Raw genomic sequence first — 21,388 nt, forward strand, 5'->3', positions numbered from 1 at the left:
GATGGCAGCGGAACAGAAGAAAATGCACGAAATCGTGGCTGAGAAAATCATTGATCAGCTGAAAGAAGGCACTGCTCCCTGGCAGCTGCCATGGGAAAAATCGACCTCGGCTTCTACAAAGCCCTACAATGCGGTGACCAATCAGGCCTATAAAGGATTGAATTCCCTGTACCTCCAGATGTTTACCCCTTTCGAGGATCCAAGATGGGCAACCTTCAAACAGGCACAGTCCCAGGGTTGGCAGGTAGAAAAAGGAGCCAAGGGGATGTTTATCAATTTTGTGAAAACCCATGAATATTATCCCAAAAGAGATGAAAAAGGAAGACCTGTCCTGGATGAAAAAGGCATGCCGGTTAAGGTCAGAACCGAACTCACCAGTCCCATTATCACCAAAGCCTGGGTATTCAATGCCGAACAGATCAAAGGAATTGCCCCATTGGCCAATAAAGAAGAAGTAAGCACCTGGGAAAAAATCAGCAGGGCGGAAAACCTGATTCAGCATTCGGGGGCAAGGATAGAGCATGTTCAGGGAAACAATGCCTACTACTCTCCTATGGCGGACAAAATACGAATGCCTGAAAGAAGCCAATTTAAATCCTCTGACAGGTACTATTCCACGCTCTTGCATGAACTGGGACATTGGACGGGCCACAAAGAAAGATTGGACAGAAGTATGATGAACACCTTTGGCACTGCGGATTACGCAAGGGAAGAATTGCGGGCTGAAATCGCCAGCATGATGATCGGGTCTGAGCTGGAAATCGGCCACGATCCCAAGCAGCATGTGGCTTATGTGGACAATTGGATCCAAATACTGAAAGAAAAGCCATTTGAAATCCACCTGGCCGCAGCGGATTCCCAAAAAATATTTGATTTCCTGATGACCTATAACCGGAAAAGGGAACTGAATCAAAAGGGAGAAATAAAGCCTGTAGAAGGAACGGAAATGCAGAAAGAACAGGAATTGAACACGATTGAAACAGAACAAACCCTAAAAAGAGGACGATGAAGACAGACAACATATTGCCCATGAAGGATTTGAAAATCTTCGGGATTTATAAAAATGGTCAATTCACCATCCCGGAAGAGCAGGTAACGGCATTGAAAAACGGGAAAATGACTGATGTGGTGGAATTGAAAAACCTCAAGGGAAAGGACATGGAAATTGAGTCCCTCCCGGCAAGGCTTTCCATCGTAAAGGGTGAGGACGGCTTGCCTGCCTTGCGCATTGATCCTGTCTATCGGGAACCCAATTCCCACCCCAAACTCTCCATGGAGGAAAGGCAAAAACTTATCCGGTCTGAATTGGCCAATCTCAGGAAAAGTTATGTAGACAATAACGGCAATGTCCAAACCGAAATCATAGAATATGACCAGGACACAAGGCAGTTTATGAGCTATAATCCAAGGGCAGTAAAAGCACCGGAGGCAGTTGATGGCCAAACTTTGTCCCCCGAACAAAAGAAGAAATTCAGGGAGGGTGAAAAGGTACAGCTAGAGGACGGGACGGAATTCCAACTCCATACCAGCAGCAAAAGCGGATTGAGATCCAATCGCTCCGGCTTGGTATTGTCAGTCATCCTCGATGGGGGAATATCCTATCTGTTGATTACGGGTTTGAAAACGATGCTGGGAAAGAAAAGCGAAGTGGAGCAATCCTATTCCAAGGGGTATCAGGATGGAATCAGGGAGGTCCAAAAACAGATCGAAAGAAGGATCGCCTCAAACCCCAGGGACAAAGATGCCATTCGGGACATGAACGTAGTCAGGCAGGAATTATCCAAATTGGTCCCCAACCAATCCATCCATTACAAAAGGATGGATTACGATGATGCCAAACGGTTCAATTCCATTGATACCGAGGAAGGCCGAAACCCAAAACTGAATCAGGAAAGGGATGAAAACCGTCAAAGAAGGATTTGACCTGCTGGATTTCAAGGGTGTTGACAGGGAGGTTCAACACCTTTTTTCAAATGTCTGGACGGAAGATGAATTTGGAAGATTGAAGGCAGACTATCTGGATGCAAAGGGAGAAAAAGTGGACGAAGAAATCCTTTATGTATCGGGCTTGAAGTTTTCCGCCCAGGGCATTCTACATTTTGCAACAGCAGACCCGAGCATGGTGAAAACCGTTTTGATCTCGGATGCAGTTGCCAATCTGGTGTTTTTTGCCAAGGCCTTCCATCAGCGCCTGCGGCTGGACTACTGCAGCTTTATTGCTACCGGCTGCCTTCCGGACAAAAACATGTTCTTGAAAACCCTAAATCATTATCCATTTGCGAATAAATTCCATTCCATTTTCGGAAACTCCCTTTTCGGAAAAGTCAGGGACTGCAAGATCCAACATTGGATTCAGGGGAAAGATTGTTCATTCAGGATTGATGGTGAAAAGGTGATCGCGCAATACCTAAACCGGGAGTATAGCCTTCCAATAAAGGAATTTTCATTGCGGAATCATTTGCGACAGCTTTCGGTAAGACAAAGCCTGTCCACATATAAGCCCGGGAAATCAAGTTTGGAAAATTATTGGGAAATAAATCTATAAAAAAGGGAATAAAAATTTACATAAATAAAACGGTTTTGCTATTTTTATGTATATAAAAATATACAGTTTAACAAGCTAGGGTTTTGACTACCTGAATCTTAACCAGTTTTTGCAAGATGGAAATTTAAACTACACCCCCTTTGTCATCATATTTTTAACCTAAAACCTTTTTTAACCATGAAAAACCTAACTCCTTTATTCGTGCTTGCATTTACGCTCCTCCTGTTTTCATGTGGCGAAGACGCTGATGAGCCTACCCTTGTTGAAAAAGACGTTCGGATTGAAATAGATTTTGAAGGCAGCGCAGACAAGTACCTCATCACTTTTGGTATTCATACCCTGAACAGGGGCATCAACGGATTTGTCACCCCCATCATCACGCAACCCGCCAACTTGCAATGGACCCAGATCATCCCGCAAGCAAATGGTTACAACCTCACCAGCGATGGGAGCATCGGAAACCTGATCGTCACATCCGACCAGCCCGCCCATACCGTCGGTTTTATTTTCAATGCCACATATAAAGGAGGAATTCCCGACACAAATTTCCAGGTATTAAAAGCATCCATTAGGTTATTTGGAAACAATACCGAGGTGAAACGCTACAATTTTCAGGCAAGACCGATTGGGGAGGTTTCGGTGCCGATAAGTGAAGTGGTGAGGTTTTGAGTGGTGGGGGTATTTATATCTAAACACCCTAATCATAGCAAAAATTAATTTCAAATATATTGGGTTAATACCGAAGTCGTAGTATTTCAACTATGCCTGATGGAGATTTCACAGGAATAGATATCGACCTATTTACTTGGTTAATAACCTCAAAGATCAAGGAAATGCATGAAAATTTGGGGAATTTAATTCATTTTAAAATCCACCAACGAGCTTTCGCGTCTTCACAAATGAGGGCCAGGAATTAAGCATTTCAACTACTTTTATTTTGAATGAGGAATAGAAAAAAGTATCTTTAAACAATTAGGTAAACATAGGATCCTTTTTAAAACATTGTCAGACAACTTTTGTCATTATTTCTATTCCTTTCCTTTTTTAGATTAACTTACTTCATTGAGACAACAATGGAAAAGAACGAAAAATAAATAATGCTATTTCAAACTTTCTTCATCAACTCCATCACTTCCCAAAAAACAGAATAAAAAGTTGAATCCATAATGGCTTGTTATAAACCTCCAAAATTTTTACCCTAATTATCACTCTATATTTATATGAACATTTACAAAATCAAATCATTATTATCGGGAATTCGAGAAATAAAAAAAAAATCAGAGGAACTGTGCAAACTTAAAGGAGAGAATTTTAATATTTTTAAACTTTTGAATCTTGGATGGTCTGAAAACTTCCATTCAAAATTTATAGCAGAACTTCTTGACCCAAATGGGTCTCATGGACATGGGGATCTTTTTCTAAAAGCTTTTATAAAACAGTTGAATGAAGAAATTGGGCAAGATCTGCCTAGCACCTTTTTAGTTGTTGGCGACGGAGTAAAGACTGAAAAATACATTAGCCCTATCAATTTCGATTCTGCAGATGGAGGTCGGTTAGATATTCTCATCCAAACAGACAAATTTGTCATTGGTATTGAAAATAAGATCTACGCCGGAGATGGTTACCTTCAGCTTGAAAGGTACAAGAAATTTATGACGACCTTTTTAAACTCCAGAACTCTACTACTTTACCTAACCCTTGATGGAAGATTGCCCAAATCAAGTGAATTAAGAATCAATGAAGATTACCATTGCATATCCTATGAAAATCTTATTGGTAAATGGATTATGGATTGTCAGGCAATCGCAAATGACTCACCTATCCTTCGGGAAACCATTAAACAATACTTAATCAATTTAAAATCTCTCTCCAAACTTTTGACTACCCAACAAATGGAAAAAGACCTTATTTTACTGCTCAATGAATATTATGATGAAGCCCACCTTGTTGCCAGTCATATCGGAAAACTGCAAAACAGGAAGCTCATAGAACTTTACGGCCTCATCAAGGAAAAAGTCAAGCAGAAACTCCCTGCAGGTTGGATCATGAACATGAGCCTGGAAATTCTTGAAAATGAGTGGCATCAGTTCTCTTTCAGGCAAGATTGGATTGAAGGACTTAGTGTTTCCTTTGAGGGAACAAGTCGATTTGTTGACGGAATTGGACATGGGATTCTCTTTTCATCAGACAAACATGATAAAAATCAAATTAAAAGAGACCTTGCTAAGAAGTTCAAAATGAGCAAGAGAACAAACAGCTGGATGACATATTCTTCAGGAAGATATACTAAACTAGCAACCCACTTGAATGGATCAATTGAACTTGATCAACTTGCAGAAGAAATAAGCGACTACATGATTCAGGTATTAGAAAGAGAAAAGCTTTCCTGTCAAATTATCAATCAGCACTTGAATTCGAAAGGGATGACCAATGGGAAATAAGGTGATGAATTACATTTGTTGACTACATGCCTTGAATTAAAGAATAATATAATTCTTCCATTTATAATTTTTGAAAAACTCTACAAAGAAAAAATTGTGTTATTAATTTATTAGTCTTATCTTGCGGAGGCTATGAATCAAAATATAATGACGGTAAGACTTGAGGAAATATCAGATTTACGCTTTGGCTATTACACCAAACCAAAGGAAAAAGGGGAAATCGCCTATTTACAGGCAAAAAATTTTGATGAAGTAGGAAACTCTAAGCAGGATTTAGATAATTTTTTAGATCCGGACCCGAAAAATCGATTGCATCTTTTAAATGAAGGAGACATTTTATTGATTGGAAAAGGAAATAAAAATTCAGCTTGGGTTTATAAAAACGAGTTTGGCCCTGCGATAGCGTCTTCCATTTTTTTTGTTATCAGGCCCAATCAAAAAAAAGTGCTTCCTGAATATCTTACCATTATATTCAATACCATACAAACTCAAACCTATTTCCAAGCATTGGGAGCAGGAAGTTCTATTCCCTCCATCAGGAAGTCCGAACTAGAGGCATTTACTTTTATCCTCCCTCCTTTGGCGCTACAGGAAAAAATTGTAGGCATCAAAAGGTTACAGAACAAAGAACTGCAGCTATGCAAAATAATTATAGCCGAAAAAGAAAAGCGCAACAGTGCAGTAATTAATAAATTAATCAACGAAGAAATTAAATAAATATACATACAGCATCATGTCTACTAAACCAATCACCCAGAGCGAAATCAACAATATTGTTTGGAAAGCCTGTGATACTTTCCGTGGCGTCATAGACCCCTCCCAATATAAGGACTATATCCTAACCATGCTTTTCGTCAAATATGTTTCAGATGTATGGAAAGACAAGCAGAACGTGTATATGGAAAAGTACAATCAGGATGAAATCCGAGTTGACCGTGCTTTACGTAATGAGCGGTTTCAGGTACCGGCTTCCTGTACCTTCGAGCATTTGTTTGAAAACAGGAACGAGGCAAACCTTGGTGAACTGATCAACACAGCTTTGGAAGACCTGGAGGACGCTAACAGAAGCAAACTGGAAAGGGTGTTTCGTAATATTGATTTCAATTCAGAAGCCAATCTTGGCCAGACCAAAGACCGTAATAGAAGACTGAAGAATTTACTGGTAGATTTTTCCGCACTGGATCTTCAGCCTTCCCATCTGGCGGGCAATGATATAATTGGAGATGCTTATGAGTATCTTATTGAACGTTTTGCCAGTGATGCAGGCAAGAAAGCAGGAGAATTTTATACACCTTCCGGAGTATCCACGCTTTTAGCCAAGTTAATAGATCCACAACCTGGAAATCGGATCATCGACCCCACTTGCGGATCAGGCTCTTTATTGATCAAAACAGCAAGGGAAGTGGGGAGCAATAACTTTTCACTTTACGGACAGGAAATCAACGGCAGTACTTGGGCACTGGCAAGAATGAATATGTTCCTGCATGAAATGGATAACGCCAATATAGAATGGGGGGATACCTTAAACAACCCTAAGTTATTGGAGGGAGACAGTTTACTGAAAGCCCATATCGTGGTGGCCAATCCTCCCTTTTCCCTGGACAAGTGGGGAGCAGACAATGCCGCTGCTGACCAGTTCAACCGTTTCCACAGGGGTATTCCGCCAAAGAGCAAGGGAGATTATGCCTTCGTTACCCATATGATCGAATCCACTTATGAGGATATAGGTAAAGTAGGGGTGATACTGCCGCACGGTGCTTTGTTTCGTGGCAGCAGCGAAGGCAAAATCAGAAAGCAATTGATTGAAGAAAACCTATTAGAAGCTGTGATTGGCCTGCCGGCAAACCTTTTCTTCGGCACGGGAATTCCGGCTTGTATCATGATATTCAACCGGGCCAAAGGGGAAAATAGAGATATACTTTTTATCGATGCTAATAAAGGCTACGATTCAGGAAAAAACCAGAACCGTCTTAGCGATACCCATATTAAAAAAATCGTCAACACCTACCAGAGTTTCAGAAACGACGCTCCACTTACAGCCACAGAAGGCAAGGTACTGGAAGAAAAATACGCCTATCGGGCCACCATTCAGGAACTGGAGGAAAATGAATACAACCTGAACGTTCCCCGCTATGTGGATACTTTTGAGGAAGAGGAGCCAGTTGACATTACCGCTACGCAGACTGAAATCAATAGGCTCAAGGGAGAGCTGTCAGATGTAGAAAAGCAAATGGAAAATTATTTAAAAGATTTGGGGTTTTAGGATGAACACTTCAGACATTATATTTTACTCAGATCCGGATGGCCATGTCAAGGTCGAGGTCTATTTTGAGGAGGAGAGTTTTTGGCTGTCACAAAAGCGGATGGCAGAATTATTTGGTAAGGATGTACGCACAATCAATGAGCACCTAAAAAATATATTTGATAGTGGTGAGCTGAATCCTGATCCAACTATCCGGAAATTCCGGATAGTTCAAAACGAAGGAAACAGAGAAGTTTCCAGGGAAGTAGACTTCTACAATTTGGATGCTGTCATCTCGGTGGGTTATCGGGTCAATAGTTTTCAGGCTACACAATTTAGAATCTGGGCGACCAAGACCTTAAAAGAATATATCATCAAGGGTTTTGTGATGGACGATGAAAGGCTAAAACAGGGAAGCCGTTTCGGTAAAGATTACTTTGATGAGCTTCTTGAAAGGATCAGGGAGATCCGGGCAAGTGAAAGGCGTTTTTATCAAAAAATTACCGACATCTATGCACAGTGCAGCATCGATTATAATCCTAAATCAGAGGTCACTAGAGAATTTTATCAGACTGTGCAGAATAAGCTTCACTGGGCCATCACGGGCCATACAGCAGCTGAACTGATCGCGCAGCGGTCAGATGCTTCCAAACCGAAGATGGGTTTAACCAACTGGAAAAACTCCCCTGAGGGAAAGATCATAAAATCGGATATAGCCATAGCCAAAAACTACCTTTCTGAAAAAGAAATTTCAGAACTGAACAGGGTGGTGACCATGTATCTGGATTATGCGGAAAATCAGGCAGCTCGGCAGGTCCCAATGAAAATGACCGATTGGATTGGTAAGTTGGACGCATTTTTACAGTTCAACGAATACAACCTGCTCACAGATGCAGGCAAGATGTCCCACAAGGTGGCATTAAAACTGGCCAACAAGGAATTTGACGAGTACCGCGTTACACAGGATAAGCATTACGAAAGCGATTTTGACAAGGAAGCGAAAAAGCTTAAAAAGAAGAAACCATGAGTATAAGTCAGAGTGGATTGATGGAAGAAAAAGAAAAGGTTCCGGCTGGATATAAGAAATCTTCTGTTGGAATTATCCCGAAGGAATGGGAGGTTGTCAAATTGGATCAAATTGGAAGCTTTTTAAAGGGAAAAGGAGTTCCAAAAAGTGAGATTATCGACAATGGTCTGCCGTGTTTAACTTACGGTGAACTTTACACAAAGCACCATGATATAATACAAAAATTTAATTCCTATATAAACACGCAATCTTCAAAAAACAGCAGGGGTTTACATTATGGAGATATTCTATTTGCAGGATCAGGTGAAACTTTAAAAGAGATTGGTAAAAGTGTAGCATTTGTTAATGATCATGAAGCATATGCAGGAGGAGACATAATAATATTAAGACAAGTAAAGAATAATCCACACTTTTTAGGGTACTTTTTAAACCATCAAATTGTAAATAGACAAAAATATCGATTAGGTCAAGGGCATTCGGTTGTACATATTTATGCCAGTGGTCTAAAAGATTTGAAAATCCCTCTTCCCCCCCTTCCCCAGCAGCAAAAGATAGCGGAAATCCTCAGCACCTGGGACAGGGCAATCGAGCATACCCAAGGGATAATCGACCAATTGAAGGTCAGGAACAAGGGTCTTGCCCAGCAGTTGCTGACTGGGAAGAAAAGGCTGAAGGGGTTTGAGGGGGAGTGGAATGAAAGCACTCTAGACTCCATAGCTCAACGGGTCACTAGGAAAAATGAAGAATTAGATGATACCGTCGTTACAATTTCCGCACAAAGGGGGCTTGTACTTCAAGAGGATTTTTTCAAAAAACGGGTAGCTAGTGAAACACTCTCAAACTACTATCTAATCCATAAAGGTGAATTTGCTTACAATAAAAGCTATTCAAAAGGATATCCGATGGGAGCATTTAAGCGTCTTGATAAATTTGATAAAGCCGTCGTGACCACTCTGTATATTTGTTTCAAATTGCGAACAAATGTCAATTCAGATTATATGACTTATTGTTTCGAAGCAGGATTAATGATTCCTGGCTTGATGCGAATAGCTCAAGAAGGGGGGAGAGCCCATGGTCTTTTGAATATTGGAATCCAAGACTTCCTAAACTTAAAATTAAATCTCCCAAATCTTGAAGAGCAAGAAAAAATCACCAAAGTACTTGGAAGTGCTTATCAGGAGCAAAAATCTTTTGAAATCAAATTGGCCACTTTAAAAGACCAGAAAAAAGGGTTGATGCAGCAGTTGTTGACGGGAAAAATGAGAGTAAAAACAGACTTGCAAGGAGACAATTAAATTTTAGCTATATGAGGTGTAGGAATATTTATATTGACGAAAGCTGCCATTTGGAACATGACGGAATGCCAGTAATGTGCCTGGGATATACCAAAATTAATACCGCGTCTTATGAAGTTTTAAAAGAAGGAATCAAGGCCATTAAATTAAAACACCATTCTCCTACTGAGATTAAATGGAACAAGGTTTCAAAGTCTAGGATTCCTTTATACTTTGAACTCATTGATTTCTTCTTCAAGCAGCCTATCCAGTTCAGATGTATCCTTGTGAAATACAAGGAGAGGTTAGATCACGAGGCCTTCAACAAAGGGGATCATGACAGCTTTTATTATAAACTCGTTTACTTTTTACTTAAATCAGCAACCAATCCGCCAGACATATTTTATCGGAGTTATATGGATATTAAGGATACCAGGGGTCAAGAAAGATTAGCGCAGATTAAGAAGGTATTCAACTCTAAATATAAAGGGAATTCTCCTTTCACCCATTTTCAGCATATCCGGTCCGAAGAAAATGAATTCCTTCAGTTGACGGATATGTTTATCGGTGCCATTACCTATAAGTCCAGAAAAGAACACCTAAAACCTGGTGCCTCCGAAGTCAAAAACCAGATCCTAAACTACCTGGAGGGAAGATCAGGCTATCAATTGGACGAAGGTACCGAGCCCTGGGAGGAAAAATTCAATATTTTCGATCATCAACCAAAAGCAAAATAATGTTGGAGTTGGATGAGTTAGAAGACCTATTTGATGATCTTGATATTGACGGGCCAACCCCAGATCAGCTTTATAAAATATATGGCATATTTCTCCGAGACTTTGACCAAAAGCCTCTAATAATTAAAGGCAAACAGCTTACTTTCAACAGAAATAGGTCCAATCACCCGCTATGTAAAGGTAAGTTTCAGTGCTTTGAGCATATCATTACACGTGAGAGTAAAATTGCAGGGAGGAGAAATTTTGACAGAGAAAGATCCAACAAGCTCCATTGGATTAGACCAATTCTGTCAAATGTTACCGATTCCAGAATTAAATGTTTTGAAAAAATAAATGACAAAAGAGAAAACCAACATTTTTATTGGTATGAGGAAAAATCGTTTATAGTTATTTTACGGGAGATAAATTCTAACTTAATGCTTATTACATCATTTTCAGTTGATAAGTATGAAAAGAATAAATTCAGAAAATGGTATGAGGAATCGAATAAAAAATAAAAAACCTCGCTTCGAAAGCGAGGAACGCAACTTAAGGCATTGCGATGTAGTGAACATGTCACTAGCCACGTCCTTTACCCTTTGGGCAATGACTTTACAAAAGTAATAATATTATTACCAAATACAAAAAACAATTGGCAACGATTTAAAGACTAATTAATACATTTTAATTCATTTAACATGCAAAAGGTCTTAAAACACATCGGTTTGAGAAGGTTCCAAAAAAACAGAGGCTTGGAAAATAAAGGAATAAACTAGGGAATAAAAAAAGCCACAATGGATATACCTTCATTTACAGAAGATCGCATTAGCCAAATCCAAACCTCAAGCTGCTGATGCAAGTGGGATGGAAAAGTTCAGAGATAGATTTTCTGATAATTAGGAGGTGAAAAAATAGTACCCTCAAAAATTGGCAAGAATGCAACGAAAATTTTGGATATGACCTAAAACAATCGGTTTGTTCCTCTACAGGAAAAGGCAAAGGAAAAAATATTAAAAGTTAAAAGGGAAAGGGATTATAACCCGAAAAGAGGGAGATAGAACTGGATATTGTGAAATAATATTAGATTAAAGATAAATCAATGGAAGCACCATCATTTAAAGAAGATCACATTAGCCAACTTTCAGCGCTAAAACTACTGATGAACATGGGCTGGAAATACCTCAGTCCAGAACAGGCATTGGAAGCTCGGGGAGGAAGGACTTCCAATGTTTTGATGGAAACCATCCTAAAAAATCAGCTCCAGGAAATTAACAAGATCGAATACAAGCAAAAAGAATTTTCTTTTTCTGAAAACAATATCAATAATTCCATATTGGCTTTACGAGATCTGCCGATACAGGATGGTTTTTTGGTAGCCAATAAGACTTTTTATGAACTCATCACTTTGGGCAAAAGCTTTGAACAATCGGTTTTGGGGGACAAGAAAAGTTTTTCGTTTCATTATATAGACTGGAAAAATTCTGATAATAATGTTTATCATGTAACCGAGGAGTACAGCGTCCTTCGCAGCGGAAAAAGCGAATCCTCTCCAAGTAGTCATTACCGTCCCGACATCGTGCTTTTCATCAATGGGATACCTGTGGTGGTAATCGAATGCAAAAGCCCCAAAATAAAGCAGCCATTGGATAAATCCATCGAACAGCACCTGCGTAATCAGCAGGAAGATGGCATCAGGGCACTATATCAGTATTCCAATATGGTAATGGGCCTTGCCTGTAATACAGCAAGCTATGCCACTACCGCCACTCCAAAAGAGTTTTGGAGTGTATGGAAGGAATTGTTTTCTAATCAAACTAAAGAGACAGCCTGGTTGGAAGAATTAAAATCCACCAAGAATAAACCTTTGCCAAACGATGAGCGGACCGTACTATTTAAGGAGCGTTTTAAAAATGTATGGACTTTATTTGAAAATCTTGAAAAAGAAGAGCAATTCATTACAGAACAGGATAAGCTCCTATTCAACCTTTGCAATCAAGATCGGCTATTGGACATCATGTACAATTTTACCCTCTTTGACGATGGGATAAAGAAAGTCACCCGATACCAGCAGTATTTTGCTGTAAGAAATACCCTTAATAAAATAGCCCAAAAAGGTCCTCAGGGAAAAAGAGAAGGCGGAGTCATCTGGCACACCCAAGGAAGCGGTAAATCCCTGACCATGGTCATGCTGGCACAACTCATAGCGACCCATCCCCTTATCAAAAACCCTAAGATTGTGCTGGTAACGGATAGGGTGGATCTGGATGACCAGATTACCCAAACCTTTCAAAAGTGTCAATTGCCAGTAGAAAACGCTTCTACCGGAACTGACCTCGTCGATCTTTTATCAAGCAGCGCTGATACTGTCATCACTACCTTGATACACAAATTTGAGGCGGCAGTCAAACAGAGTAAAAAACCTTTTACATCTTCTGAAATTTTTGTCCTGGTAGATGAAGGCCATAGAAGCCAATACGGCACTTTTAACATCAAGATGCAAAAGGTCTTTCCAAATGCCTGCTTCCTCGCCTTCACAGGTACGCCATTGATGAAAAAAGAAAAGAGTACCGCCAATAAATTTGGTGGACTCATAGATGTCTATTCCATTACTGATGCTGTTGCAGATGGTGCCGTAGTACCTCTTTTATATGAAGGGAGACATAACCTTATTGAGGTTAATGAAAAACCCTTGGACAATTATTTTGAAAAGGTATCGGAACCGCTCACTCCCTACGGCAAGGCTTCTTTAAAACGAAAATTCAGTTCCACCAATCAGCTTAATAAAGCAGATCAGGTAATCTATGCCAGGGCCTGGGATATTTCTGATCACTATGAGCAACATGTTCAAGGAATTACTTTTGGCACCCTGAAAGCAAAAGGGCAGCTGGTGGCCCCTAATAAAACTACAGCTATACGTTACCGACAATATTTGAAGGAAATCAATAAGGTTTCCTGTGAAGTACTGATCTCTGCACCTGATGTAAGGGAAAACCATGATGATGCTTTTGAGGAGAGTGATGATCTTGTCTTGAAGTTCTGGAAAAGTATGATCGACAAATATGGTAAAACAGAAACCTATGAAAAGTCTCTGATCAATGGATTTAAGAAGCAAAATGATCCGGAGATCATCATCGTAGTGGATAAATTGCTGACAGGTTTTGATGCACCAAACAACTACGTCCTGTACCTGACACGACCTCTAAAAGAACATACATTATTACAAGCCATTGCTAGGGTCAATAGATTGGCTCCCGGAAAAGAGCACGGCCTTATAATTGATTACTACGGAAATTTGGAAAACCTTGATCTGGCACTCAAAACCTATTCGGGAGATCTGAATTTTGACAAAACGGACTTGGAAGGCACGATGACCAATATTGCTGAAGAAATTAAGAAATTGCCACAGGCCCATTCAGAAGTGTGGGATATTTTCAAAACCGTTAAGAACAAATATGATGAAGCGGCTTACGAAGAGCTACTTCGGGATGAGGCTATCAGACATCAGTTTTATGAGAAGGTTTCCGTTTTTGCCCGATTATTAAAGCTTGCACTTTCAAGTATCGAGTTCATTAATAATTATACAGAAAAACATATTAAGAAGTATAAAGATGACATCAAGTTTTTCCTGGGATTGAGAATATCGGTAAAGCGTAGGTATTTTGATGATCTGGAATACAAAGAATATGAATCCCAAGTACAAAAGCTAATTGACAAGCACATCACAACAGAAGGGGATGTGCTTAGAATTACTGATCAGGTAAATATTTTTGACAAGGAACTTAGGGAAAAGGAAGTTGAAAAACTGACCAGCAAAGCTGCCAAGGCTGACCATATTGCCAGCAGGACGATCAAGGCTATCAATATAAAGATGAATGAGGATCCCGTCTTCTTCAAGAAGCTTTCCCGACTGATCAGGGATACCATAGAAGATTATCACCAAAAGAGGATTTCCGAAGTAGAGTTCCTAAACAGAGCAAAGGATTACGAAGGCCAGTTTCACAATGGGCAGAAAGATAACGTTCCGGATAATCTAAAAGGTAATGACACAGCGATTGCCATATATAATCTGGTACAGGAAATAATGGGTAAGCACATTTTAGATGAGAGTTTATCAGCCACCATAGCAGAAGGAATCGATAAACGTATCCGTTTAGGTGTGTTTGAAAATGGTACACCAATCATTGATTGGGCGAACAAAACTGATATTGAAGGCCAGATCAGAATTGATATAGATGATTATCTATTTGATATAAAAGCAAAGGAGGGAATCGATTTACCCTTTGATAAAATAGACCAGTTGGTGGAAGAGGGATTGAAGATAGCGAAAGTGAAATATGTCTAAAGTTAAAGAGGAAAGGATATTTACATTTGGTTCGAGGGAAATTACCTATGAACTGATTTATAAGGACAGAAAGTCTCTTGGGATCAGGGTTTATCCGGATTGTAAGGTTCAGGTAATAGCTCCTTCACAAACCTCAGAATCAACATTGGCAATTAAGTTGAAAAGCAAAGCCCCATGGATCCTTAAGCAGCAGAACGAGTTTCTATCCTACCATCCCCTTACCCCTCCCCGCAGATATGTGAATGGCGAAACGCATTTGTACTTAGGAAGACAATACAGATTGACTATAACTACAGAGGAAGAGGAAAAGGAAGATGTTGTAAAGCTGAAAAGAGGTCGCATGGTAATTTATACATCAAATCAGACTAAAGACCATCTGGAAGTAATATTGGAAAAATGGTACCGCATCAAAGCACAGGAGTGGTTTGAAAAGCTATTACCGATCTGTCAGGAAAAATTTTCTCAAAAACATCAGTTGGCCATTTCCAACTGCAAACTTTCCCTTCACAAAATGGCAACCAGGTGGGGAAGCTGTACACCCAAAGGAAAAATAATCCTTAACCCTGAATTAATAAAAGCCCCCAAAGGAAGTATCGAATATGTCATTATTCATGAACTCTGCCACCTCATCCACCACAACCACACAAAAACTTTTTACGAGCTTCAGGACATCATCATGCCAGATTGGAAGAAGTGGAAGGAGAGGTTGGAGAGGGAACTAGTGTAAGGCAAAAAACAATCATTCGTGAAAAATTTATTTATTTGCTAAAAACAATATGAATGCAGGTCAATTACTTCTTGATTTCTAATCCACTTCCGCAGTACCCCCCTAAATCTGATGGGCAATTCATGACTTTTTATGGGGTACACTGTTAGGTATTTAACGTTTAGTCCCTGATATTTAAAATTCTGCGGATGGACTTGCTACATTTGAAAGGACATATAGGTTAGCTCTTTTTTCAAATATGAAACAATGAGTAAAGGATAATGGAGAAATTTGAATAGACATTTAATACAGTGACCGTAGAGTAAGAATTGAGGAGTAAATTCAATACTGAAAACGGAAAGGAATTGGGGTTTGGAAACGATTTTGTCGGAAATCAGCCAGTGAAACATAAGGTGGGTGAATCAAAAGCTTTTCTGGAAACGAAAACCTGAATTTGTCATTGTAACAAATTGGGTAACCACCTAAAAATCCAAAAACCAAAATTCTCTATTCGGTTTGTATCTCCCCTCACCCTCCCATGTGCCTCCAGAAGGTTCATTCCGTTCGCTTGTGCCTCACTCATTCACCACCTTCCGGCACCGCACTGCAAGAGTAACCCACTATTCCATTCCGCCCTGCTGCATTCCATAGTGGGCTACACTTGCTTTTGCCTGCCCTCAAACACATCCGATAGCAGATTTCTTCATTGATTCTGTTTGTAGTACATTAACAGAGATGCAATAGTAAAGTGAATTTTAAAAATCGCCCTTACTTAGATCAAGGAAAACAAGCGTTTGGGAATAGCAAGATCATAGGTAAAGGAATCCGTTAATACGTTTCATTAAATTTTCAACAATGAGGAAAGATCCTTGGATACCCCTATCCTGAACCATGTAATGTTTCCAGAATCCGGATATTTCAATTTCACGGATAAAAGATTCATTTCGAGGACAAAACCAATTTTTGTGATTTCACAGCTATAATACTTTGTCCATTGTAGGAGGAGTTATTCCAGCCTGTTTTTGATGACGATTCCCTGCTCTTCAAGCTTTTTCAAACACTTTTTTAACTCAAGCTTTCCTCAATGTTGGATGGCAATTTCTACCAATTCCGCCAGTTCAATTCCTTTGGCAAGGCGCTCATGAGGGACTTTGGGAGTTTTCTGAAATATAAATACTACATTGAATTACTTAATATTTTAATAATCGATTTAATTTTTTACTGTTTTTTAAAAGCCTTAGGATTGTATAAGGTAAATAGATGAAATGGATGAAAAATTTACAAGACAATGTGTTGATTGAATTGATCAAAGAATCTAATCATTTAGCATTCCATGCATTTTATCAAAGGCATTGGGAGCATCTATACTTAAAAGCTTTTTCAATTTTGCAGGATTCGGATGTTTCGGAGGATATTGTTCAGGATATTTTTTTAGAATTATGGAACAAAAGGAACGGATTGAAAATCGAAAAACCAAGCCATTACCTTTTCACCTGTGTCAAGCATGCTGTTTTTAAGATTCTTCAAAAGCAAAAAATATCGGATAGACACCTTCAATCAATCAGTGCTATAGATTTACTTATACAGGCCGAAGCCAGTATGGATACCCATGAAATGGAACAGATGATTTTAAACCACCTCGATCGCCTACCAGGCCGTTGTAAAGAAATTTTTTACTTGAGCAGATTTGAAAATCTGGGTAACAAAGAAATCGCGCTGCAACTTGGCATTAGTACCAAAACAGTCGAAAACCAAATTTACAGGGCGATGAAATCCCTCAAAACATTGTATCCACAAATGCTATCCATGTATTTCATGTTCATTTTTAGTACCTCTCAGGTTATGGTTTCGGGTCCAGTTTTATCATATTGTTAAATCAAAGGATTCTACTTTTTTTATGTGAGTGATCGCCGTCCGATAATGCTCTTAACTGTAAATACAGCAAAAGAAGCATGGACAAAAAAAATCCATTTTACAGGTACTCTAAAAACCTACTTTCAGATTCAGAACGGAAGAGACTGGATCTATTTTTTGAAAAAGAATCATTTCGGACAAAGGAGTGGGACGAAAAGTCAATGGGTAAAAAGGATGAGGTCTCTACCAGGATATGGTCTTCTTTAAAAGTATCACAAAAGGAAAAACCAAAAAACAAATCCTTTAAAAGAATTCCTTTGGAATTTGCAGCTGTATTCATGCTGATGATAGTGGCAGGCTTATACAGTTGGATAAATGTTGGGAATCAATTGGAAACAGGTTCTGGTAACGGGAAAGAATACCATACTGTTGCTGGTCAGCGATCCACGATCATATTACCCGACGGAAGTACGGTTATTCTCAACTCGATGAGTAAGCTTTCCTATTCCAAGAATTTCAATGGAAATAACCGTCAGGTGGTCTTGGAGGGAGAAGCTTATTTTGAAATAACCCATGACAGCGGACGTCCATTTATTGTAGTCAGCGATCAATTAACGACTCAGGTTCTTGGAACTGAATTTCTTGTTAAATCCTTCGCCAATGAGGCCAGATCGGTATCTGTGAAGTCGGGAAAGGTATTGGTTCAAAATCGGAATGACAACAATAATGAAGGAGTATCAGAACAAATTCTTTATGCAGAGGAAACTGTTTCACTTGATTTCGAAAAAGGAATACTAAGGAAAAAACCGGCAGATCTAAAAAAAGCGCTTGCTTGGATAAGTGGGGAGATTTTCATGGATAACATGTCCTTAGGGGAACTTGCTTTACTATTGGAAAGAACTTATGCCGTTAAAATCATTTTTAAAGATCCCTTATTAAAGTCCTGCAGTATTTCAGGCAAACTTGGTAAAATGAATATCTCCGAAGTCATGGATGTCATCAGCAGTACCATGGCATTGAAATACAACATTGTACATCGCAATATTTTCATTGAAGGAAATTCCTGTAAAACAAAAATGCCTATGTAATAACAACCAATTAAAAAACCGGGTGTGTTGGAGCACACCCGGAGGATGGAATTATTCAAATCCCATTTTCTAAATGTTACCATTTAAAAACAATCAAAAATATGATTTTATTTACAAAACCCGTTACAAGAATAATTTTTCTTTGTTGCACCACTTTGATTTTTGGAATGCATCAAAGTCAGTCGTTTGGTCAGGTAGCCACCAATCCAGTGAATCCATTAGACAAAACCATATCATTTGCGTCCAACAACCAACCCTTGGAAAGGGTCATTTCGCAATTGACAGAAAAATTGGCTATTGGTTTTTCCTACGATAATGCATTGAAGCCAAAACTCCAGCAAACAATATCCTTGAACTCAAGTCATCGACCTGTAAAAGCTATTTTGGATGAAGTTCTTCTTCCCAATGGACTCACCTTTCGGATAGTCTCAAACCAACTTATCATTACCGAATCCAAGCCACCGTCAGAAAAAGCAGCAAAAGGGAGCATTTCCGGATTATTATTAGGGATGCCTGAAAACATCCCTTTAGGTTTTGTGGTGGTAAATCTTCCGGAACAAAAAAAGAGTGTTCTTTCAAAAGAAGATGGTAGTTTCTATTTTGGAGACCTAGATGCCGGAGAAATCACAATTCAGGTGACATGTATGGGTTATGTACCTGTTAACTTGCGCTATTTAGTCAGTGAAGGAAACAATCCGCCATTAAGGATTCAACTTGAATCCAGTTTGAGTGAACTGGAAGGAGTTACCATAACGGGTATCAGGTTGGGAGAGGTAAAGGCACTTAGCCAGATGCAAAATGCAGAGAACATTAAATATGTAATGTCTCAGGAGCAGATTGAGCGTTTCCCTGATCTTACCGTTGGTGAGTCATTGCAAAGAGTTCCGGGAGTTGCCGTCGGTTATAGCTATGGACTTCCCAGAGATGTAATCATCAGGGGTTTGGGACAGGGATTAAGCAGTGTGACAATGAATGGCAACAGGCTTCCCTCAACCGGTGCCGGCAGTAGGTCAACCGACCTCAACGGGATATTGGCAAATTCCATAGAAAGTATAGAAGTCATAAAAACCCTCACTCCCGACAGGGATGCGGACGGTACCGGAGGGGCAGTGAACATCGTCACAAAATCGCCAAAAATGAACGAAAAGATGATTGATGCTAAACTTGCTGGGGGCTACAATGGGCTTCTTGGAAAAGGAACCTATGATTTGGGATTGACTTTTGGAGATAGAAAAAGCAAGTGGAGCTACCTGGTTGGCGCCAGCTATTCAAGAAACTGGAGAGCAGAAGACCGTGTTGACAAAAGCTATTCTAACTATTCCATCAATGGGGAAAACAGGTTGATGCTAAGCAATCTTGACCTGGATGGATATGAAATCAAAAGAGATAATCTTGCGCTGAATGGGGAACTGAAATACTATGCTTCCGAACGCTCCTCTTTTTATTTCAGAGCCTCTTACAACAAATATTATGAGATCCAGAATAGATTGGAACGCATCATTAACATCCGATCCTACGAAAACGAAAGCCAGTTGAAAGATGTGAGGATCACGCAATCGGGAAACTGGAGAGATTATCACCGGGATCTTTTTCAGGCCTCTATAGGAGGGTTGCAGTTCTTTAAGGACTGGAAACTGGATTACGATTTGACTTATTCATTGGGGAAATATGACCAACCTACATATTACAGTGCTGCTTTTGTAAGAAATGGTTTACAAGGAACACTTGATTTGAACGACCCCAGGGCTCCCCAATTTAATTTCGAACAGGAAAACCCCTTCGATCCTTCACTTTATACCACAAATCGATATATCAACAGACATGACACCTCAACGGATAGAGATGGCCAATACTCCATTAACCTTCAAAAAGGTATCAGAATCGGAGAAATCATTGGCAACTTAAAATTTGGCAGTAGGGGAAAATATAAATATAATGACCGTTTTAGGAATTATTTCCTGCACGATCTGAAATCAGGTCAATTCTTACTTTCCGACCACCTTTCTTCTTACCAAAAGGACGACCATTACCAAGGGGCTTATCAGATGTTTAATTTTCCTGAGGCAAAATCCTTGGAAAGATATTATCAGGAAAACAAAGGATTGTTTTCAGTCAACGACACATACACCAGGCAAAACACAGATCCGGATTCTTTCACTGGAAATGAGTATTTGCTTGCCTATTATGCCATGTCTGAATTAAACTACAAAAAACTGAAAATAATCGGTGGGTTAAGATATGAAACTACAGGTTTTAAATACAATGGAAACCAAGTGAACTTTGACGACAGAGGCCAATATGTCAATACGGTTCCGGTAAATACCGATAAATCCTTTAATGGATTTTTTCCATCAATAAACTTAAAGGTTGCCATGACGCCTCATACCAATTTTAGGGCAGCAATAACCCGTTCTTTGGCAAGGCCAAGCTATTATGATTTGGTTCCATGGGAAGAAATAGAGACCAACAGATTGCGGATATCAAAGGGAAACCCTGATTTGGTTCAGGCGACTTCTGTCAATTACGATTTACTGTTTGAACATTATTTCAAGTCTGTTGGCCTACTTTCAGGTGGGGTATTTCAGAAAAACCTCCGAAACTACCTCTATAACACTTCTTTTACGCAGGAAGGTGGAACTTATGATGGTTATTTGGTTCGGCAGACCATCAATGGTGCAGATGCACTGGTTAGAGGTTTTGAGTTTGCCTGGCAGCAGCAGTTGACCTTTCTTCCCGGTGCATGGAACGGTTTAGGGGTGTATGCCAATTTCACATATGTTCTAAGCAAATTTGAGGTTCCCGGAGAAAACTCACCTAGGACTGCAAGTCTTCCTGATATGAGGCCACACGTGGGTAACATGTCCCTATCTTATGAAAAATATGGATTTTCAGGAAGGCTATCCATGTACTTCTATGGCACTTTCAACTCGGAACTCAGTGAAGACCCTAACAATGACCTTTTAGAAAAAGGACGTCACCAGTTGGATTTTTCAGCATCCCAGAAATTAACCGGCAGGTTAAGTCTTTTTGTTGGTGTCAATAACATCACCAACCAACCCATCTCTGATGTATTCAGAGATGGACGGCCTCAAAATGACGCCTATTATTCAAGATGGGGAAATTTAGGATTAAGATTTAAAACTTACTAACATA

16 protein-coding genes are annotated in these 21,388 nt (G+C 39.6%); all 16 read left to right on the forward strand.

Annotation, left to right across the window (positions count from 1 at the left end):
- Position 1: 1 nt before the first annotated feature.
- The 16 genes from F824_RS26310 to F824_RS0120180 all read left to right on the forward strand — a co-directional run bounded on the left by F824_RS26310 (position 2) and on the right by F824_RS0120180 (position 21,384).
- Entirely contained in the window at positions 2–1,009 is a 1,008-nt protein-coding gene (locus F824_RS26310) for an ArdC family protein (RefSeq protein WP_019599734.1), read from the forward strand.
- Positions 1,006–1,923: a DUF4099 domain-containing protein gene (locus tag F824_RS0120090; protein WP_019599735.1), complete on the forward strand. Its 918-nt coding sequence runs from the start codon at positions 1,006–1,008 to the stop codon at positions 1,921–1,923. Before F824_RS26310 ends, F824_RS0120090 begins: the two co-directional genes overlap by 4 nt.
- Positions 1,898–2,545, forward strand: a complete 648-nt coding sequence (locus F824_RS0120095; RefSeq protein ID WP_019599736.1) for a hypothetical protein — start codon at positions 1,898–1,900, stop codon at positions 2,543–2,545. The genes F824_RS0120090 and F824_RS0120095 overlap by 26 nt, the downstream gene beginning before the upstream one ends.
- Before the next feature lie 177 nt (positions 2,546–2,722).
- Positions 2,723–3,214: a hypothetical protein gene (locus F824_RS0120100; protein ID WP_019599737.1), complete on the forward strand. Its 492-nt coding sequence runs from the start codon at positions 2,723–2,725 to the stop codon at positions 3,212–3,214.
- 551 nt (positions 3,215–3,765) lie between these two features.
- Positions 3,766–4,986: a PDDEXK-like family protein gene (locus tag F824_RS27000; protein ID WP_019599739.1), complete on the forward strand. Its 1,221-nt coding sequence runs from the start codon at positions 3,766–3,768 to the stop codon at positions 4,984–4,986.
- A 132-nt stretch (positions 4,987–5,118) separates the two neighbouring features.
- On the forward strand, positions 5,119–5,703 hold the full coding sequence (locus F824_RS0120115) for a restriction endonuclease subunit S (RefSeq protein WP_019599740.1): 585 nt from the start codon (positions 5,119–5,121) through the stop codon (positions 5,701–5,703).
- A 16-nt stretch (positions 5,704–5,719) separates the two neighbouring features.
- Entirely contained in the window at positions 5,720–7,249 is a 1,530-nt protein-coding gene (locus F824_RS0120120; protein WP_019599741.1) for a type I restriction-modification system subunit M, read from the forward strand.
- Position 7,250: 1 nt separating this feature from the next.
- Positions 7,251–8,255 (forward strand): virulence RhuM family protein, encoded by a 1,005-nt coding sequence (locus F824_RS0120125; RefSeq protein ID WP_019599742.1) that lies wholly within the window; start codon positions 7,251–7,253, stop codon positions 8,253–8,255.
- Positions 8,252–9,550, forward strand: a complete 1,299-nt coding sequence (locus tag F824_RS0120130; RefSeq protein WP_019599743.1) for a restriction endonuclease subunit S — start codon at positions 8,252–8,254, stop codon at positions 9,548–9,550. Before F824_RS0120125 ends, F824_RS0120130 begins: the two co-directional genes overlap by 4 nt.
- Before the next feature lie 11 nt (positions 9,551–9,561).
- Complete coding sequence (locus tag F824_RS0120135; RefSeq protein ID WP_026333829.1) at positions 9,562–10,266, forward strand: DUF3800 domain-containing protein; 705 nt, start codon at positions 9,562–9,564, stop codon at positions 10,264–10,266.
- A complete protein-coding gene (locus tag F824_RS0120140) occupies positions 10,266–10,763 on the forward strand; it encodes a hypothetical protein (protein ID WP_019599745.1) in 498 nt (165 codons plus the stop codon). The genes F824_RS0120135 and F824_RS0120140 overlap by 1 nt, the downstream gene beginning before the upstream one ends.
- 581 nt (positions 10,764–11,344) lie before the next feature.
- Positions 11,345–14,587 carry a type I restriction endonuclease subunit R gene (locus F824_RS0120145; protein WP_019599746.1) on the forward strand — a complete coding sequence of 1,081 codons (3,243 nt, stop codon included), beginning with the start codon at positions 11,345–11,347 and terminating at the stop codon, positions 14,585–14,587.
- Positions 14,580–15,314, forward strand: a complete 735-nt coding sequence (locus F824_RS0120150; protein WP_019599747.1) for a M48 family metallopeptidase — start codon at positions 14,580–14,582, stop codon at positions 15,312–15,314. The genes F824_RS0120145 and F824_RS0120150 overlap by 8 nt, the downstream gene beginning before the upstream one ends.
- 1,239 nt (positions 15,315–16,553) lie before the next feature.
- The gene (locus F824_RS26320; protein ID WP_019599751.1) at positions 16,554–17,168 is read left to right on the forward strand and encodes an RNA polymerase sigma-70 factor; all 615 of its coding nucleotides are present in this window, start codon (positions 16,554–16,556) and stop codon (positions 17,166–17,168) included.
- Positions 17,169–17,245: 77 nt separating this feature from the next.
- Entirely contained in the window at positions 17,246–18,235 is a 990-nt protein-coding gene (locus F824_RS0120175; RefSeq protein WP_019599752.1) for a FecR family protein, read from the forward strand.
- A gap of 101 nt (positions 18,236–18,336) precedes the next feature.
- The gene (locus tag F824_RS0120180) at positions 18,337–21,384 is read left to right on the forward strand and encodes a TonB-dependent receptor (protein WP_019599753.1); all 3,048 of its coding nucleotides are present in this window, start codon (positions 18,337–18,339) and stop codon (positions 21,382–21,384) included.
- The last annotated feature ends 4 nt before the right edge of the window (positions 21,385–21,388 follow it).

The organism is Rhodonellum psychrophilum GCM71 = DSM 17998 (assembly GCF_000381545.1).
In the GTDB taxonomy this organism is placed as follows: domain Bacteria; phylum Bacteroidota; class Bacteroidia; order Cytophagales; family Cyclobacteriaceae; genus Rhodonellum; species Rhodonellum psychrophilum.

Bases quoted from the DNA above. Each gene is read 5' to 3' on its own strand.
- F824_RS26310 (WP_019599734.1), top strand. From the start codon at position 2: ATGGCAGCGGAACAGAAGAAAATGCACGAAATCGTGGCTGAGAAAATC.
- F824_RS0120090 (WP_019599735.1), top strand. From the start codon at position 1,006: ATGAAGACAGACAACATATTGCCCATGAAGGATTTGAAAATCTTCGGG.
- F824_RS0120095 (WP_019599736.1), top strand. From the start codon at position 1,898: ATGAAAACCGTCAAAGAAGGATTTGACCTGCTGGATTTCAAGGGTGTT.
- F824_RS0120100 (WP_019599737.1), top strand. From the start codon at position 2,723: ATGAAAAACCTAACTCCTTTATTCGTGCTTGCATTTACGCTCCTCCTG.
- F824_RS27000 (WP_019599739.1), top strand. From the start codon at position 3,766: ATGAACATTTACAAAATCAAATCATTATTATCGGGAATTCGAGAAATA.
- F824_RS0120115 (WP_019599740.1), top strand. From the start codon at position 5,119: ATGAATCAAAATATAATGACGGTAAGACTTGAGGAAATATCAGATTTA.
- F824_RS0120120 (WP_019599741.1), top strand. From the start codon at position 5,720: ATGTCTACTAAACCAATCACCCAGAGCGAAATCAACAATATTGTTTGG.
- F824_RS0120125 (WP_019599742.1), top strand. From the start codon at position 7,251: ATGAACACTTCAGACATTATATTTTACTCAGATCCGGATGGCCATGTC.
- F824_RS0120130 (WP_019599743.1), top strand. From the start codon at position 8,252: ATGAGTATAAGTCAGAGTGGATTGATGGAAGAAAAAGAAAAGGTTCCG.
- F824_RS0120135 (WP_026333829.1), top strand. From the start codon at position 9,562: ATGAGGTGTAGGAATATTTATATTGACGAAAGCTGCCATTTGGAACAT.
- F824_RS0120140 (WP_019599745.1), top strand. From the start codon at position 10,266: ATGTTGGAGTTGGATGAGTTAGAAGACCTATTTGATGATCTTGATATT.
- F824_RS0120145 (WP_019599746.1), top strand. From the start codon at position 11,345: ATGGAAGCACCATCATTTAAAGAAGATCACATTAGCCAACTTTCAGCG.
- F824_RS0120150 (WP_019599747.1), top strand. From the start codon at position 14,580: ATGTCTAAAGTTAAAGAGGAAAGGATATTTACATTTGGTTCGAGGGAA.
- F824_RS26320 (WP_019599751.1), top strand. From the start codon at position 16,554: ATGAAATGGATGAAAAATTTACAAGACAATGTGTTGATTGAATTGATC.
- F824_RS0120175 (WP_019599752.1), top strand. From the start codon at position 17,246: ATGGACAAAAAAAATCCATTTTACAGGTACTCTAAAAACCTACTTTCA.
- F824_RS0120180 (WP_019599753.1), top strand. From the start codon at position 18,337: ATGATTTTATTTACAAAACCCGTTACAAGAATAATTTTTCTTTGTTGC.